Origin of the sequence: Jezberella montanilacus (assembly GCF_003003055.1) — a bacterium.
Lineage (GTDB): Bacteria > Pseudomonadota > Gammaproteobacteria > Burkholderiales > Burkholderiaceae_B > Zwartia > Zwartia montanilacus.
This window is the reverse complement of record NZ_PVTV01000013.1, coordinates 1-15,945: the sequence shown is the minus strand read 5'-3', so window position 1 is coordinate 15,945 and position 15,945 is coordinate 1. Positions and strand designations below refer to the sequence as shown.

The window sequence follows — 15,945 nt, the reverse complement described above, 5'->3', positions numbered from 1 at the left end:
ACCAGTTACTGCAATAACTGCAAACGTTTTGCTGCTGTCTCGGCCGCAGGGGTCCCTTTGTACTCTTTGACGATTTTCTGGAAAGTCGCCTTAGCTGCCGCGCGATTGTTCAACTCAATCTGGCAACCAGCTATCACCAACAATGCATCGGGTACGCGAGGCAGACTCGGGTACTTTTGAACCGTTGTGGTTAATTGGTCGATTGCCCCTTTATAGTCCTTCATGCCATAACGGCTGCTACCCAGATAGAAGCTCGCTGATGGTGCCAAAGCACTTTCTGGGAACAGGGCAAGAAACGCTGCAAGCGACTCGGCTGAATCCTTGTACTGAGCTTTACGAAACAGATCAATAGCACCATCGTAGGCTGATTGTTCAGCTGGATCTTGTACGCCAGCAGCCTGGCTATTGGCGGTGGGTTCAGTGGCCGGACCCGTCGAACCCGAGGGGCGACCCATTTGCTCAATTTGAGCGCGCAGGCTGATAACTTCTTGTTGTAGCGTATCAACTTGGTCCGCCAACTGGAGTCGGGCTCGTTGATTGGCATCAGTCATGGCTTGAATTTGTTGGCGTAACTCGAGGATGGCCTTGCGAGCGTCATCATCGGCAAACGCGTGCGCGACGACAGGCAAGCAGACTGCACCGAGCACGACAGCGGTCGCGCTGAGTGATCGAGCAACTAGTGCAAAAGATCGCATGAAACATCCTTATAAAAAGCAATAGAGCGGCATAAAGCCGCCCTATTTTGACATACCTACACTAGACCCAGTGGATTAACGCTTGTAAGCGAAATCGGCACGACGGTTTTCAGCGAAGTCGGCGTCGGTATTACCCATTGCCTTTGGCTTCTCTTTACCTAAGCTGATGGTTTCAACCTGTGTATCAGGCACGCCAATCAAGGTAAGCATACGACGGACAGCGTCTGCACGACGTTGGCCGAGTGCCAAGTTATATTCTGCGCCGCCACGAGCATCAGTATTGCCTTCGATGACGACACGTTGCGCTGGCTTGGACACAAGGTATTTGCCATGCATCTCAACGACGCCGCGATATTGCTCGCTCACGCTATAGTCGTTGAACTCGAAGTAGACCGACTTGCGTTGAGCCAGTGGGCTATTTGGGTTAAACGGATCCATGATGCCATTGGCATCAGCTGAATTTGCGCCGTTGGCGTCCTTGTTCAGGTCAACAGAGCTACAAGCAGCCAAACTGGCAGCCAAAGCGACGATAGTGAGACTTTTAGCGATACGCGACATTACTTTTCCTTTCTTAGGAGATTAAATACTTAATGCAAAAACGGACCCCAGGTAGGCTCACGTATTTCACCATTCAAAACTGAAAGTGTTTGGCGAACCCGACCATCACTTGAAACACCAGCCAACACACTGCGACCCCCTTGCACTGCGGCATACAGGACTTGCATCCCGTTTGGCGCAAAACTTGGCGATTGATCGTCAGATCCCTCTGTTAGAAGGGTTTCAGAGCCAGTCGCCAGATTCAGCGATGCAATTCGATACGCGCCGTCACGTCTTGTTACAGTGAGTAGGGTTTTCCCATCTGGAGAAACTCTTGGAGATATATTATACCCACCGTTAAAAGACACCCGTTTTGGTTCTCCGCCGTCCAGTCCGACTTGATAGACTTGGGGGCTGCCACTACGGTCACTGGTGAAGAAAAGTGAACGACCATCAGGGCTAAAAAATGGTTCGGTGTCGATCAAAGGCGATCGAGTGATCCTACGCAAACCACCACCATCGCTAGCGTTCACAACATATATCTGAGAGAGTCCATCACGCGTCAATACTACAGCAAGCGTATTACCGTCTGGTGACCAAGCTGGGGCAGAGTTATTACCTTTGTAATTGGCAACGGGTACCCGTTTGCTTGTAGCGAGGGTATGCACATAAACCACAGGCTTGCCTGATTCGAAGCTGACATAAGCCAGGCGAGAGCCGTCGGGCGACCAAGCCGGTGAAATGACAGGTTCTCTTGATCTGAGAGCGACTTGTGGATTTTGGCCATCAGCATCTGCGATCTGTAGCTCATAAGTGCTGCCCTGTTTTAAAACATAGGCGATGCGGGTTGCAAACACGCCAGGTATCCCTGTGATTTTTTCGTAAATGCGATCAGCGATCTGGTGAGCAATGCGACGCAGTTCTTTTTCTGTTCCCGAGAACGCTATCCCGTCCAGGTTGGTCTTTTTGACTGTGTCCCCTAAACGATATTTGACGTCATAACGTCCATCGGCAAGTCGCCCGACCGATCCGTAAGCGATGTAATCGGCACCTTTCGCGCGCCATTCTTCCGAAGCGATCACTGATTCAACGCCCAGCCCGGCACCGGTGGCGTTCACGAGACGAAACTGGCCCGAACGGGTCAAATCTGCCCGAATGACGTCCGCAATCAGTGCACCTGCTGGGTCGCCATTGAAGTCAGCAATAGCAATGGGGTATTGCCGCGCACCGACGCCCGAAATATCAACCTTGAGCTGCGCGTCACTGCGCGAGGGTGAAATCATTGCCATCAGGACGAGCAACACTGCCGCCAAGCTGGCGGGCAACCGTTGCCAAAAGCCTTGACCAGGGTCTGACGCAGTACTGTGTTGGCCAAACTTCATGGATAGAAATCTCCTGTTAGTCGTACATTTGGTACTTCAAGTCTAAATACTGCAAGATCAGGCCTGTTGGACGTTTCGGCAAGGGTGAGCATCTCGAGATCCCAGTCTCAACCGCATCGTCAAAGCGGCTATTACCAGAGGACGACACTAATTTGATCGTTCCGACCGTATTGTCTGATTTTACCTGTACTCGGAAAACTGCTGTCGGGTTTGTACTACCTGACTGTGGTGGCGTCGGATAATTCACGCCTGGTTTGACGCAGGCGAGGATAGCTGCTGCATAGCCATTGCTATTACCGCCGCCAGCCTGATTTTTATCGGCTGTGCCGCTCGCCACACCGGGATCACCGAGGATATCGCTACGCATCGCGTCTTTCAAGGCCTTGTCGGCTGCTGCTTTCTTGGCTGCCTCGGCTTTGGCTTTTTTGTCCGCCTCTTCTTTAGCCTTTTTGTCCGCTTCAGCTTTTTTCTCTGCAGCTTCCTTCAACTTTTTCTCTTCTGCCGCTTTTTTATCGGCGTCTTCTTTTGCTTTTTTCTCCTGCTCTTTCTTTTCTTTCTCTTTACGTTCTTGCTCTATTTTGTCGCGTTCTTTTTTCTCGGCTAACTCGCGCTCGTGTTTGAGTCGCAGCTCTTCTTTGCGAGCTTCTTCTTTGGCTTTCTTTTCAGCCAACTCACTCTCGAGCTTTTCTTTTTCGAGTTTCCGTTTGCGCTCCTCTTCGATCGCAATCTGAGGATCCACCTCTTGCTTGGGCGCTACCTCCGGCGGTGCGGGTGGAGGCGGAGGGGGCGGTGGTGGCGGTGGTGGCGGAGGAGGTGTCACTTCGGGCTCAGGCTCGGGTTTTGGCTCCGGCTTCGGCTCTGCTGTCGGTTCGACTTTCGGTATGGGTGGCGGCGTGCCGTTATTGCCGAGCATGATCAGCTCAACTTGCAAAGGACCCGCCTTTTCGGTTTTCCAGTTCAGCTCAAGCACCAGTACCAACACCAGAAGGCTGTGCATCCCTATTGCAAACCACAGCGACTTCCAGTCCCGCTGGCGTCGCCTGAGTCGTCTGGGCGTGCGGCGAGTGGTAGCTGCGCGTTCAGGCATAAGTTTGTTATCTTGCTTCAACATTCAAGGTAATTGATCGACACGGCGTTATCGTTTCGACGATTTGGATGTTTTGCTATCAGTTTTACCTTTTTGATCGACGAGCAGGCCCAGCTTGGTAATGCCATTTGCTCTCAGATCGTCCATGACTTTCATGACAGTGTCATAAGACACTTTGCCATCCGCGGCGATGACGACTGCCTGATCAGGTTTTAATTGATTCAGCAGCGTTTGAGCCAAAGCGCTACGCTCAACCGCTTGACCCACTGCACCGGGGTCGCGCTTACGCCACTTAATCGCGCCTTTTTCATCAATCTCAATTTCAATCGGCGTTGTCGGGATGTTGGATGCTTGCCCAACTGACGGTAGTTCAATGACACCAGGTGTGATGAGTGGGGCAGTAACCATAAAAATCACGAGCAGCACCAGCATGACATCAATGTAGGGGACTACATTGATCTCATTCTTGAGTTTGCGGCCACCACGACCATAGTTTGATCTGACGGATGACATCAGCGAACCTGCCGCTGCAGCACGTTGAGGAATTCATCCACAAACGTCTCGAACCGAATAGACAGACGATCAATGTCATGAGTGAAGCGGTTGTAGGCAACGACAGCTGGGATCGCCGCGAACAGGCCAATGGCAGTAGCAATCAATGCCTCTGCAATCCCTGGTGCCACGGAAGCAAGGGTAGCTTGTTGAACGTTGGCTAAACCAACGAAGGCATGCATAATGCCCCACACCGTCCCCAACAAACCGATATAAGGACTGACGGAACCAGCTGATGCGAGGAAGTTCAGATGTGAATCCAAGTCATCCATCTCGCGTTGATATGCTGCTCTCATTGCACGCCGAGCCCCGTCGAGCGTCACATTCGTGTCAGCCGTTGGGCTGGTGCGACGAACTTTCTGAAATTCGATTGTGCCGGCTTCAAAGATTCGCGCCAGAGCCCCTTGAGCACCCTCGGCATTCGACACTGATTTAGCCAACCGAACCAAGTCATCGCTGCTCCAGAAATCATTTTCAAAACGCTTGGTTTGTTTCAGGGCAGTCTGGATGGCTGAGCGCTTTGAGAAAATGAATGTCCACGACAAAACAGAGATCACCACTAACAGCAGCATGATGAGCTGTACGGGGATGCTCGCGTTGGTAACGAGCGTGATCATTGACATGTCTGAGGTTGGTTGCATGGATTAATCCTGAGTAATTGCCTGAAGTTTCTTGCTGACAAGCGTCGGCAAAGCCGCAGGTCGCATATTAACGGTATCTACGCAGCATATTTGGATCGCGCTTTGGACAAGCAGTTCCGTCTGGCGAAAAATTTTCTGGTCAAAATTAAGCGAAGCTCGCCCCAGTCGCGTGATTCTGCTCTCTACATGCAGTAAATCATCCAAACGTGCGGGTTTTTGGTACTTAACGTCCAGCTCTGTGACCATGAAGCACCTTTGAAGGTCACGAGCCATATCGAATTGGTCAACCCCGAGTGCCCTAAGCCATTCGGTTCGACCTCGTTCCATAAACTTAAGGTAATTTGCGTAAAAAACGACGCCACCAGCATCCGTATCTTCGTAATAGACGCGGATATCAATTGCATGGCAATAAGCTGGGCTGGTTGCTCGGTTCATTAGTTGGTCGCCACGGTCAATTTGACGGCTCAATATTGCTTGAGTGCGTCAATGATTTGATCGACGCAATCTTGCACCGGAATTTTAGTGGGATCCGGATTTTTGCGAGAGAGCAACTCGACGATGCCCTCGGCGAGGCCTCGATCCCCAACGGTCACCCGCAATGGCACGCCGATTAGCTCCCATTCAGCAAACATGATACCTGGGCGAAGGTCTCGATCATCTAGGATGACGTCAATTCCACGCTGTTTGAGCGCTGTGTAGATCGTTTCCGCCTGCTCCCGGACTGCTTCGCTCTTGCCCCAGCCCAACCCGCAGACCACCACCTCAAACGGCGCAATCGTTTTGGTCCAGATGATGCCCTTGTCGTCGTGATTCTGCTCGATCGCTGCCCCCACAATTCGGGTCACGCCAATGCCGTAACAACCCATTTCCATGAGCGCTGGACGACCACCTTCGTCGAGAAAAGTGGCTTTTAGTGCCTCAGAGTACTTGGTGCCGAGATAAAACACGTGGCCGACCTCGATGCCCCGCTGTATAGCGAGGGAGCCCACGCCGGAGGGTGCGGGGTCGCCTTCAACAACATTGCGAAGATCAGTAACGAGCTCGGGCTCGGGCAAATCACGGCCCCAGTTCACACCCTGAATATGGAAATCTTCGCGGTTGGCGCCACAAACAAAGTCGCTCATGTTGGCCACCGTCAGGTCGGCAATCACTTTTACTGGTTTGATGGTTTTTACAGGCCCGAGATATCCGGGCTTGCAGCCAAAGTGTTCGATGATCTCTTCGTCTGTTGCCATTCTGAAACCATCTTTCAGGCCGGGGATTTTGCCTACCTTGATCTCGTTCATGTCGTGATCACCACGAAGCAACAACAACCAGATAACGGCAGGCTTATCCTTTGGCTCGGTTGTCAGAACAATCGACTTGATAGTTGATGACAGGGGGACTTTCAGCATTTCAGCCACAGCACTACACTTTGATGCCCCGGGGGTAGAGACTTCTGCGACATGTTCGCTCGGTGCCGCACGCTGCGCGATCAGGCACGGTGCAGCAGCCAGTTCAATATTGGCTGCAAAGTCCGTCGCTGGGTCATACACAATCAGGTCTTCGCCGATATCTGCGATAACTTGAAACTCGTGGCTTTGTGAGCCACCGATCGAACCCGTGTCGGCGGATACTGCTCTGAATTTCAAGCCCAGGCGATTGAAAATCTTCATATAGGCATCGAACATCACCTGATAGCTTTTCTGTGCACCAGCAACATCGCGATCAAACGAGTAGGCGTCTTTCATGGTGAATTCGCGACCGCGCATCACACCAAAACGGGGGCGCCTTTCATCGCGAAACTTGGTTTGGATATGATAAAAATTGACTGGCAACTGACGCCAGCTCTGGATTTCGTTGCGTGCGATATCGGTGATGACCTCTTCGGATGTGGGCTGCAACACGAAGTCGCGCCCGTGCCTATCTTTCATGCGCAGTAGTTCGGGGCCGTATTGTTCCCAGCGACCCGACTCGATCCAGAGCTCGGCAGGTTGAACCACGGGCATCAATAATTCGAGGGCACCGGCCGCGTCCATTTCTTGTCTGATAATGTTTTCGATTTTTCGGATGACTCGCAATCCCAGCGGCATATAGTTGTAGATACCGCCAGCAAGCTTGCGGATCATGCCCGAACGCATCATCAAGCGATGACTGGCGATCTCAGCGTCGTTAGGGGCTTCTTTGAGAGTGGTGATGTGAAAGGCGGATGCGCGCATGAGTTGGCTAGTAAGAAGAGTGTGCGAAAAATGAAAATGCAAAAAGTCGACGGATACGTATAATCAGGTGCAATTGTATTGAATTCGCAGGGACTGGCCATGCTTGATCGCGAGGGCTACCGTCCAAATGTGGGCATTATCCTCGTCAACCAAAAAAACGAGGTCTTCTGGGGTAAGCGGATAAGGGAACATGCCTGGCAGTTCCCGCAGGGTGGCATCAAATACGGCGAAAGCCCGGTGCAGGCTATGTTTCGCGAGCTTCACGAAGAAGTCGGGTTGATGCCGGATCACGTTCGTATCTTGGGCCGTACGAGAGATTGGTTGCGTTACGACGTGCCGGATGTGTTCATCCGACGCGAGTCGCGAGGCCATTACAAAGGACAAAAACAGATCTGGTTTCTGTTGCGTATGCTTGGCCGCGACAACGATGTTTGTCTCCGAGCGACCGACTCGCCTGAGTTTGACGCCTGGCGTTGGTGCGAATATTGGATTCCCCTTGATACCGTTATCGAATTTAAGCGCGAAGTGTATTCATTGGCGCTCAACGAGTTATCAGGTTTGATTTTTAAAAAAACCGGTGAAGAGCGACCGGTAGTTGATACGTCGCAGATGACAGGGGATTGAGCTAATCAACGCGCAGCTGCTCGGCTGGTTGAGCTGGCTGCGCGTCATTGGACGCCTGCGGCTTATCTCAGGCGCTTAATCAGACTCGATGTGTCCCAGCGTGACCCGCCCATTTTCTGAACGTCAGCATAGAACTGATCTACCAGCGCGGTAACGGGGACTCGGGCACCATTACGGCGCGACTCATCCATCACCAAGCTCAGGTCTTTGCGCATCCAGTCAACCGCAAACCCAAAGTCGAACTTATCGTCAACCATGGTGTGTCCGCGATTTTCCATTTGCCAGCTTTGTGCAGCGCCCTTGCTAATCACATCCAAGACTAGCTTCATATCTAAACCGGCGGCTTGACCGAAAGCAACGCCTTCAGAGAGCCCTTGCACAAGTCCGGCAATACAAATCTGGTTGACCATTTTTGCCAACTGGCCGGCACCGCTTTCACCAACCAAGGTTACAGCGCGTGCAAAAACAGCCATAACATCTTTGACCGCCGCGAAATCAGCTGAGTCACCGCCGCACATGACGGTTAGCATGCCGTTCACTGCGCCGGCTTGACCCCCCGATACTGGGGCGTCAATAAACTTCAGGCCTTTGCTCTTTGCGATTGCATTGAGTTCACGAGCAACCGACGCTGATGCAGTCGTGTGATCGATAAACGTTGCACCCGCAGTCATGCCCGCGAAGGCACCGTCGTCACCCAAAACGATACTGCGCAGATCCTCATCGTTACCTACACATGCGAGGATGATTTGCGCGCCTGCTGCCGCTTCGCGCGGCGTTGCGACCGAACGGCCACCGAACTCGGCAACCCACGCTTGCGCCTTTTGCGCACTCCGGTTGTAGACCGTCACGTCATGACCAGCCTGGGCAAGATGGCCCGCCATTGGCAGTCCCATAACACCAAGACCGATAAACGCCACCTTGACAGGCGTAGTTGGCTCGTAACTTCTGGCATTGATGCTGCTGGCCATGAATTATTCCTCTACGAAGGTTTCTTCGCGTTTTTTGCGAATTGATGGTGAAGCCACAATCAAGACCAAGATCAGGGCGGCACCTAGTAACGAGGCGGACAGTGGTCGCTCCAGGAAAGTGAAGTAGCTACCGCGAGAAAGCAACAAGGCGCGACGGAAATTTTCTTCCATCATTGGCCCCAGCACAAGACCCAACAGCAGCGGCGCACCTTCGCACTTGAGCTTGCTCCAGATGTACCCCACGATGCCAAAGCAGGCCGTCGTAAAGATATCAAAGGAGTTGTAATTCAGTGAATACACGCCAATGGTACAAAACACCAAAATTGCGGGAAACAAAATGCGGTACGGTACTTTGAGTAACTTCACCCAAATACCGATCAGAGGCAGGTTCAGGACCACGAGCATCAAATTACCGATCCACATCGACGCAATCAGACCCCAGAATAAATCAGGGTGGCTTGCCATCACCTGAGGGCCTGGCTGAATGTTGTGAATGGTCATTGCACCGACCATCAGCGCCATCACCGCATTACCGGGGATACCCAGAGTCAGCAACGGGATGAATGAGGTCTGAGCACCTGCATTGTTCGCGGCTTCGGGGCCTGCCACCCCAGCTGGATGACCTTTGCCGAAACGTTCAGGGTGTTTGGATATTTTCTTTTCGAGCGTGTAAGACGCAAACGAGGACAACACGGCACCACCACCCGGCAAGATACCCAACAGAGATCCCAGTGCAGTGCCACGGACAGCTGCGGGCCACGCTTCTTTGAACTCTTGTTTGTTTGGATAAAGTGAACCCACAGCGACTGCGACGTCACCTTGCTCACCGCTGTCTTCAAGATTGCTCATGATTTCAGCGAAACCGAACACACCCATTGCCACGATGGCAAAGTCAATGCCGTCTTGCAGTTCAGGGACGCCAAAATCAAAACGCGCAACACCTGAGTTCACGTCGGTACCAACCATACCGAGCAGCAGACCGAGCAAGATCATGCAAATGGCTTTGATCAACGAGCCTGATGCCAGGACCACCGCGCCGACCAGGCCCAGAACCATGAGCGAAAAGTACTCTGCTGGGCCAAATTTAAAAGCAACCTCTGCCAATGGTGCCGCAAACGCAGCAAGCAGGAGGGTCGCAACGCTACCGGCAAAAAATGACGCCAGAGCAGCAATTGCTAAAGCGGCCCCCGCTCGACCATTTTTGGCCATCGCATGGCCATCGAGGGTGGTCACCACAGAGGACGTCTCGCCCGGTAAATTGACCAGAATAGCGGTCGTTGAACCACCGTATTGCGCGCCGTAGTAAATACCAGCCAGCATGATCAGGCCGGCAATCGGTGGCAGCACGTACGTAATGGGTAACAGCATCGCGATCGTCGGTACGGGCCCCAAGCCAGGCAAGACGCCAACCAGAGTGCCGAGCAAACAGCCCAGAAACGCATAAAACAGGTTCTCAGGCGTGAATGCCACGCCAAAACCGATGTACAGATTATGTAGTAATTCCATTTGCATAGACCCCTTAATTCAAACCGAGGAAGGCGGGCCAAATGGGGAAAATCAACCCAAGACCTTTTACAAAAGACAGCCAGCAAAGCAAGACCAAGAAGGCTGCATTAATTAGCGAGACTTTCCAGCTATGCTCGTGGCTAGCTAGACTGCTGATGATGACAAGCAGAAACAGCGAGATAATCAAGCCCAGTGGTTTCAGGCAGAAGCCGAAAATCACGACTGCGCCGATGATGATGGCCAGAATTCTAAAACTGAAACTGGCCACTTCGGTTTCGTCTGCCTTAGGGCGTAACGCTGTCAGCAAAATAACCGCGCCCAAAATAGCCATCAAAATGCCGAGCCAAAAAGGGAAGTAGCCGGGGCCCATGCGTGCAGCGGTCCCCATTGAGTATGAGGTTGCTTTAAGAGCAAAACCCGCTCCCAAAGTAACAAACATGACACCGGACCAGAAGTCCTGCTTATTTCTTAGCTGCATGGTTTGAAGCTCCTTTACTGCGCTGCTAACTTTTAAATAAAAAGTGAATTTTTGAAACAGAATCTCTATTTGCTTAAAGAAAGTGAGCAAATAATTATTGTCAGTTCAGCATGGTAATGGACGAACAAGCTTGTGTAACCCTAGATTTGTGTTTAGGCGGTTGGGGTTTTCCCTAGAGTTGCGTTTAAAATGGCGAGCCAGTGCCATGGTTTGAACCCTTGGCCGCGTTTTTCTTTTACGATATGGGTATGTTAGAAGACCTTGTTCACCTCAGCACTCGCATTTCCCTGCTTGCTAAACATGCCCAGACGCTTGACGCCGAGCGTCTGTTTCTGCAGGCGCGACTAGCTAAGGTAGAAAGAGAGCGAGATGATTTGGCTGCCAAGTTGGCCGGGCAGGGCGAGCAAACCAAGGCGCTCAGCGCCGAGGTCTCAGCCTGCCAGGCTGAAATTGAGGGCTTACGCGTTCAATCACATGAAAAACAGGCTGCTTTGCAAGGCTCGCTTGATTTATTTAAGCAAGAGCACACAACCATGCAAGCTCAATTAATTAGTCGCAGCCAAGAAGTTTCTGCGCTAAGACAAGCAACTGAATCAGCGCGGGACCGAATTGATTCGGTGCTTGAGCGACTGCCTGGTGTGCTGATCGAGGACATTGAATAATGGAACGCGTCGATATCTCTATATTGGGTCGGGATTACTCTTTAGCCTGTGAGCCAGAAGAAAAAGCTGATTTGGTGGCAGCGACTGCCCATGTCGCACAGTTAGCAGGTCGAATTCAAGGTTCGAGCAAAATTTCGGGTAATGAACGAATCGCCGTGATGGTAGCTATTCAGCTAGCCAGCGAGCTATTGGGCATGAAAGTAGCTGACCACGGGGCAGGTGGAACCGGTGGAATGGCGGTTGGCGAATTTAAGCGTAAAATAGATTACATGAATGGATTGATTGACGGCGCCTTGCAACAACAGTAGCGCCGAAGTTTTGTCCCTGCTGTGTCCGCGAATAGACCATATATTCTCTTACCCATGCTTATGGCATACCGCGTTGCCGAATGTCCTGATGGGTGTGCACATCTCTAGTTAGATGCGCTCAAAGTCAGGTCAGAGGTGACCACCTTGAACCAACGGTTCGAGATGCCGGTCTGGACGGCACGAGCGGGGCATTTATTGAAAGAGCCTGATTTCAAAAGAAGTCGGGCTCTTTTTTAATTCGCAGTTGCTGGTTTTGGGGTACGACAGAGCGGTCAAGAGGCTTTGCTCGCTTGCCGCCCGCAAACAATAAACATGATGATGCCCGTCGCAACCATTGGTAAAGAAAGCAATTGTCCCATGGTAGAGCCAGCCACGAGAAATCCAAGAAAATCATCCGGTTCACGTGCAAACTCTTCAATGAATCTCAGGCAGCCGTAGCCGATCAGAAATACCGCACTGGTCTGACCAAGTGGCCGAGGCTTATTTGAGAACCACCAAAGCAACACGAAGAGGCAAATACCTTCAAGACTGAGGTTGTAAAGCTGTGACGGGTGGCGCGGCAGTCCATCACCACTGCCGGGGAAAACCATCGCCCAAGGGACATCAGTGATACGGCCCCAAAGTTCGCCGTTGATAAAGTTACCCAGCCTGCCAGCCGCCAGCGCCAGTGGGCAAAGAGGCGCTACAAAATCGCTGACCTCCATCCAGCGGTATTTACGTAGCCGGGCGAGCAATAAAATCACTGCTATGACACCGAGCAGCCCACCGTGAAAAGACATCCCGCCTTGCCACAGAAAGAAGATCTCCTGGGGATGACTAAAGTAGTAAGCAGGTTTGTAAAACAGCACATACCCCAGGCGCCCGCCTAGCACGACCCCAAGTACTGCATAGAAAATTAAATCCTCGAGATCCTTTTGGTTCAATCGAGTTTTCCCCATTTTGATTCGCCAGTTGCCTAAAAACCATACTGAGGCAAAACCAAGCAGGTACATCAAGCCGTACCAATGGACAGCGAGTGGGCCGATACGTACCGCAACCGGATCAATTTGGGGAAATGCAAGCATCGGATACCCTCATCTGAAAGATGTCCGATAATAACCGTCTGCATCAAATTAAACTGTAGGGGCGGTGTAATCTTCAGGATTGTCTGCACTCTACGTTGACAGTTCATTTATGGATAATTAATCATGGCAAATAACGAACGTTCCAAACACGTTACCGAAGGCGTGACACGCGCACCGAATCGCTCGATGTATTACGGTATGGGATACAAGGAAAGCGATTTTGCCAACCCAATGATTGGCGTGGCTAACGGTTTCTCAACCATCACACCCTGCAACAGTGGGCTGCAGCCGTTGACCGATGCCGCGATCAAAGCAATTCGCGAGTCCAACGCCAATCCGCAGGTATTTGGTACCCCGACTATTTCAGACGGTATGTCGATGGGTACTGAAGGCATGAAGTATTCGCTTGTCTCACGCGAGGTGATTGCCGATTGCGTCGAGACCTGTGTTCAGGGTCAATGGATGGACGGCGTTGTCGTCATCGGCGGTTGCGACAAAAATATGCCAGGTGGCATGATCGCGCTTGCACGGATGAACGTACCCGGCATCTATGTATATGGCGGGACTATTAAGCCAGGATCTTATAAAGGCAAAGATCTGAACATCGTGTCCGTTTTTGAAGCGGTAGGCGAGTACACGATGGGGCGTATGAGTACCGAGGATTTCAAGGGGATTGAACAGAATGCAATCCCTGGTACCGGTTCATGTGGCGGTATGTATTCTGCTAACACGATGAGTTCTGCCTTTGAAGCCATGGGCATGGCGATGCCGTATTCAAGCACCATTGCCAATGAAGATGGCGAAGCCATCGAAAACGCAGCGGCTGCCGCACGAACAGTGGTCGAGGCTGTACGCAAAAATCTGCGCCCGCGTGACATCATCACACGCAAATCGATCGAGAATGCAGTCGCGGTCATTATGGCAACGGGCGGTTCGACGAATGCAGTGCTCCATTTCTTAGCGATTGCTCATGCCGCAGAGGTGCCATGGACGATCGACGATTTCGAGGCTGTGCGTAAGCGCGTGCCGGTCTTGTGTGACCTGAAGCCGTCCGGGAAGCATTTGATTGTTGAATTTCATCGCGTTGGCGGCATCCCCCAGGTCATGAAGATGTTGCTGAATGCCGGCTTACTTCACGGTGATTGCCTCACGATTACCGGCAAGACCATTGCCGAGAATTTGAAAGATGTCCCTGATCAACCTCCTGTTGGACAAAGTATCATTCATCGCATGGAAAGTCCGATGTACGCTGAAGGTCACCTGGCGATTTTGAAAGGTAATTTGTCGCCAGAAGGTTGTGTAGCCAAAATCACCGGTTTGAAAAACCCGGTCATGACTGGGCCAGCACGCGTCTTTGATTCTGAAGATGACGCAATGAAAGCCATCATGGATCGAAAAATCACCCACGGTGACGTGGTTGTGATTCGCTATGAGGGTCCACAAGGCGGTCCTGGTATGCGCGAAATGCTGGCGCCTACCGCTGCGCTGATTGGTCAAGGTCTCGGCGAATCGGTTGGATTAATCACTGATGGACGTTTTTCGGGCGGTACCTGGGGCATGGTTGTTGGTCACGTTTCACCTGAGGCTTTTGTGGGCGGCTTAATCGGCTTGATCGAAGAGGGTGATTCAGTCACGATTGATTCGAAACAACTGTTGCTGCAACTGAATGTCGCTGAAACCGAAATCGAACGCCGTCGTGCCGCCTGGAAACCACGTAAGCCTCGCTATACGCGAGGCGTCCTGGCTAAGTTTGGAGCCCTTGCGAGTACAGCAAGCCGCGGGGCTGTTACTGATGCATTTGATCGTTAAGCATTGCGGGGCGGCTGGCTTGCTCGTCTTCTCGAGCTTGCTGACTGGTTTGATTAGCCTAGGTTGGGTGAGTCTCGTTCAGGCTCAAGATCACACCAAAAGTGTGGCAACCAATACTAAGTTATCGGTTCACGAATCCGTCGAAGAAGGGGCCGCATTGGCCAAAAGTAAAAACTGTTTGGGCTGCCATCAGATTGATGCCAAACGAGTTGGTCCAGGTTTTGTAGCCGTCGCTAAGCGGTATTCGTCAGTAGACGCACCGCTTGATTACCTTTCTGGATCTTTGCAGCGAGGCGGGGCAGGGCGATGGGGGGCGGTACCCATGCCTGCCCAGCCTCACGTCAGCGATGCAGATGCACGGCAAATTGCGGCGTGGATCTTGTCGCTGCCTAAACAATAATTACTTGAAAACTTACAAGAGGTTAAAGATGAGTTCAGATACTCAGTCGGTCGAGGTCGCAGTCTTTGGAGGCGGTTGCTTCTGGTGTACCGAGGCTGTTTTTGCTGCGCTTGAGGGGGTGCATTCAGTCAAGTCGGGCTATTGCGGGGGCACCGTTGATAATCCGACCTATGAACAGGTCTGTACAAAAACCACCGGCCACATAGAAGTCATTGAGATAAAGTACGATCCGAACGTCGTTACTTATCGTGTCTTATTAGAAGTTTTCTTTGCAACCCACAACCCTACTACCCCCGGTCAGCAAGGCAATGATATCGGGCCGCAATACCAATCCGCTGTTTTTGTTCAAGACGATGAGCAGCACCGATTGGCCCAAGAAGCTATCGCGACTGTCGACGCCTCGGGTAAATACGCAGCTAAGGTTTGCACTGAGCTTCGCGCCAGCGCCAAGTTCTGGCCCGCCGAAGCGATGCATGATAATTATTTTGCCTTGCATCCAAAACAAGGCTACTGCGAGTTCGTGATTGCACCCAAGGTCGCCAAATTTAAGCAGCAATTTGCGGCGAAATTGAAATAGCGCTGAACAATTCACGGATCTGTCATCAAATTTACATATTTTTGACGATATTTTTGTGTTTGATTTGACAGGACAAATAAATCCGTTCATAATCTCGTTTCTGTGCTGATGAAACAACAGCCGGTTGCAACGAAAGTCCAGTTGCGAAACAAGCTGATAAAGCGGTTTTGCCAGACGATAAAAGCAAGTTAAGCGAAGATTAAAGAAGTATGTTAAAATTCTCTTAACAAAGCAAACGCACTCAGTGCGATGTTTTGGTAGTAAATAAGTCCCGAATACCTTGTTCTTTAAAAACTAGACAACCGATAAGTGTGGGCGCTTGGAATGAGTGCGCAGGCGCGAGGGCCGTAACAGGTTCTTGAGCTGCTTAACGAAATCAAGTGCTCACAAAGAAGTTTGGAAGTAAAGCTGTTCAGGTTTGTGATGAACCTGGATAGACAAACAACCTCACTTCCTT

The 15,945-nt window shown here is 51.5% G+C and carries 18 protein-coding genes and 1 other RNA gene; 7 read left to right on the top strand and 12 right to left on the bottom strand.

Annotated elements, in window-relative coordinates; translation table 11 throughout:
- Window positions 1-5: 5 nt before the first annotated feature.
- From ybgF to BCM14_RS07690, 8 genes are all read right to left on the bottom strand, one after another.
- Complete coding sequence (ybgF, locus tag BCM14_RS07725) at window positions 6-695, bottom strand: tol-pal system protein YbgF (protein ID WP_106227446.1); 690 nt, start codon at window positions 693-695, stop codon at window positions 6-8.
- Between the two features lie 75 nt (window positions 696-770).
- On the bottom strand, window positions 771-1,253 hold the full coding sequence (locus BCM14_RS07720) for an OmpA family protein (protein ID WP_106227445.1): 483 nt from the start codon (window positions 1,251-1,253) through the stop codon (window positions 771-773).
- Window positions 1,254-1,282: 29 nt separating this feature from the next.
- Window positions 1,283-2,521 carry a Tol-Pal system beta propeller repeat protein TolB gene (gene tolB / locus BCM14_RS07715; protein WP_259673522.1) on the bottom strand — a complete coding sequence of 413 codons (1,239 nt, stop codon included), beginning with the start codon at window positions 2,519-2,521 and terminating at the stop codon, window positions 1,283-1,285.
- 109 nt (window positions 2,522-2,630) lie between these two features.
- Window positions 2,631-3,701 (bottom strand): cell envelope integrity protein TolA, encoded by a 1,071-nt coding sequence (gene tolA / locus BCM14_RS07710; protein ID WP_106227733.1) that lies wholly within the window; start codon window positions 3,699-3,701, stop codon window positions 2,631-2,633.
- Between the two features lie 48 nt (window positions 3,702-3,749).
- Window positions 3,750-4,214 carry a protein TolR gene (tolR, locus tag BCM14_RS07705; RefSeq protein ID WP_106227443.1) on the bottom strand — a complete coding sequence of 155 codons (465 nt, stop codon included), beginning with the start codon at window positions 4,212-4,214 and terminating at the stop codon, window positions 3,750-3,752.
- Window positions 4,214-4,894: a protein TolQ gene (tolQ, locus tag BCM14_RS07700; RefSeq protein ID WP_106227442.1), complete on the bottom strand. Its 681-nt coding sequence runs from the start codon at window positions 4,892-4,894 to the stop codon at window positions 4,214-4,216. The genes tolR and tolQ overlap by 1 nt, the downstream gene beginning before the upstream one ends.
- Window positions 4,895-4,897: 3 nt before the next feature.
- A complete protein-coding gene (gene ybgC / locus BCM14_RS07695; RefSeq protein WP_106227441.1) occupies window positions 4,898-5,329 on the bottom strand; it encodes a tol-pal system-associated acyl-CoA thioesterase in 432 nt (143 codons plus the stop codon).
- A 29-nt stretch (window positions 5,330-5,358) separates the two neighbouring features.
- Window positions 5,359-7,092 carry a proline--tRNA ligase gene (locus tag BCM14_RS07690; RefSeq protein WP_106227440.1) on the bottom strand — a complete coding sequence of 578 codons (1,734 nt, stop codon included), beginning with the start codon at window positions 7,090-7,092 and terminating at the stop codon, window positions 5,359-5,361.
- Between the two features lie 99 nt (window positions 7,093-7,191).
- Here BCM14_RS07690 and BCM14_RS07685 point away from each other — a divergent pair, with 99 nt between their 5' ends.
- On the top strand, window positions 7,192-7,716 hold the full coding sequence (locus BCM14_RS07685) for an RNA pyrophosphohydrolase (RefSeq protein WP_106227439.1): 525 nt from the start codon (window positions 7,192-7,194) through the stop codon (window positions 7,714-7,716).
- A gap of 62 nt (window positions 7,717-7,778) precedes the next feature.
- On the opposite strand, the gene BCM14_RS07680 is transcribed toward BCM14_RS07685, so the two are convergent.
- Genes BCM14_RS07680 through BCM14_RS07670 form a run of 3 tightly spaced genes read right to left on the bottom strand, consistent with a single transcriptional unit; the run spans window position 7,779 to window position 10,668 of the window.
- Complete coding sequence (locus BCM14_RS07680) at window positions 7,779-8,684, bottom strand: NAD(P)-dependent oxidoreductase (RefSeq protein WP_106227438.1); 906 nt, start codon at window positions 8,682-8,684, stop codon at window positions 7,779-7,781.
- A gap of 3 nt (window positions 8,685-8,687) precedes the next feature.
- Window positions 8,688-10,190 carry a tripartite tricarboxylate transporter permease gene (locus BCM14_RS07675; RefSeq protein WP_106227437.1) on the bottom strand — a complete coding sequence of 501 codons (1,503 nt, stop codon included), beginning with the start codon at window positions 10,188-10,190 and terminating at the stop codon, window positions 8,688-8,690.
- A gap of 13 nt (window positions 10,191-10,203) precedes the next feature.
- Window positions 10,204-10,668, bottom strand: coding sequence for a tripartite tricarboxylate transporter TctB family protein (locus BCM14_RS07670; RefSeq protein WP_106227732.1), 465 nt, complete (start codon window positions 10,666-10,668; stop codon window positions 10,204-10,206).
- Window positions 10,669-10,868: 200 nt separating this feature from the next.
- Between BCM14_RS07670 and BCM14_RS07665 the strand changes: the two genes are divergently transcribed.
- The 3 genes from BCM14_RS07665 (at window position 10,869) to ssrS (ending at window position 11,832) form a co-directional block, all read left to right on the top strand.
- Window positions 10,869-11,330, top strand: coding sequence for a hypothetical protein (locus BCM14_RS07665; RefSeq protein ID WP_106227436.1), 462 nt, complete (start codon window positions 10,869-10,871; stop codon window positions 11,328-11,330).
- Window positions 11,330-11,638 carry a cell division protein ZapA gene (locus BCM14_RS07660; protein ID WP_106227435.1) on the top strand — a complete coding sequence of 103 codons (309 nt, stop codon included), beginning with the start codon at window positions 11,330-11,332 and terminating at the stop codon, window positions 11,636-11,638. Before BCM14_RS07665 ends, BCM14_RS07660 begins: the two co-directional genes overlap by 1 nt.
- A gap of 10 nt (window positions 11,639-11,648) precedes the next feature.
- Window positions 11,649-11,832, top strand: a non-coding RNA gene (gene ssrS, locus BCM14_RS07655) — 6S RNA.
- Between the two features lie 78 nt (window positions 11,833-11,910).
- Here the strand turns inward: ssrS and lgt are convergent.
- The gene (gene lgt / locus BCM14_RS07650) at window positions 11,911-12,702 is read right to left on the bottom strand and encodes a prolipoprotein diacylglyceryl transferase (RefSeq protein WP_106227434.1); all 792 of its coding nucleotides are present in this window, start codon (window positions 12,700-12,702) and stop codon (window positions 11,911-11,913) included.
- A gap of 123 nt (window positions 12,703-12,825) precedes the next feature.
- Here lgt and ilvD point away from each other — a divergent pair, with 123 nt between their 5' ends.
- The 3 genes from ilvD to msrA all read left to right on the top strand — a co-directional run bounded on the left by ilvD (window position 12,826) and on the right by msrA (window position 15,488).
- Complete coding sequence (gene ilvD / locus BCM14_RS07645) at window positions 12,826-14,511, top strand: dihydroxy-acid dehydratase (RefSeq protein ID WP_106227433.1); 1,686 nt, start codon at window positions 12,826-12,828, stop codon at window positions 14,509-14,511.
- 103 nt (window positions 14,512-14,614) lie between these two features.
- Window positions 14,615-14,911 (top strand): c-type cytochrome, encoded by a 297-nt coding sequence (locus BCM14_RS07640; protein WP_375318476.1) that lies wholly within the window; start codon window positions 14,615-14,617, stop codon window positions 14,909-14,911.
- 28 nt (window positions 14,912-14,939) lie between these two features.
- Complete coding sequence (msrA, locus tag BCM14_RS07635; protein ID WP_106227431.1) at window positions 14,940-15,488, top strand: peptide-methionine (S)-S-oxide reductase MsrA; 549 nt, start codon at window positions 14,940-14,942, stop codon at window positions 15,486-15,488.
- Window positions 15,489-15,945: the final 457 nt, after the last annotated feature.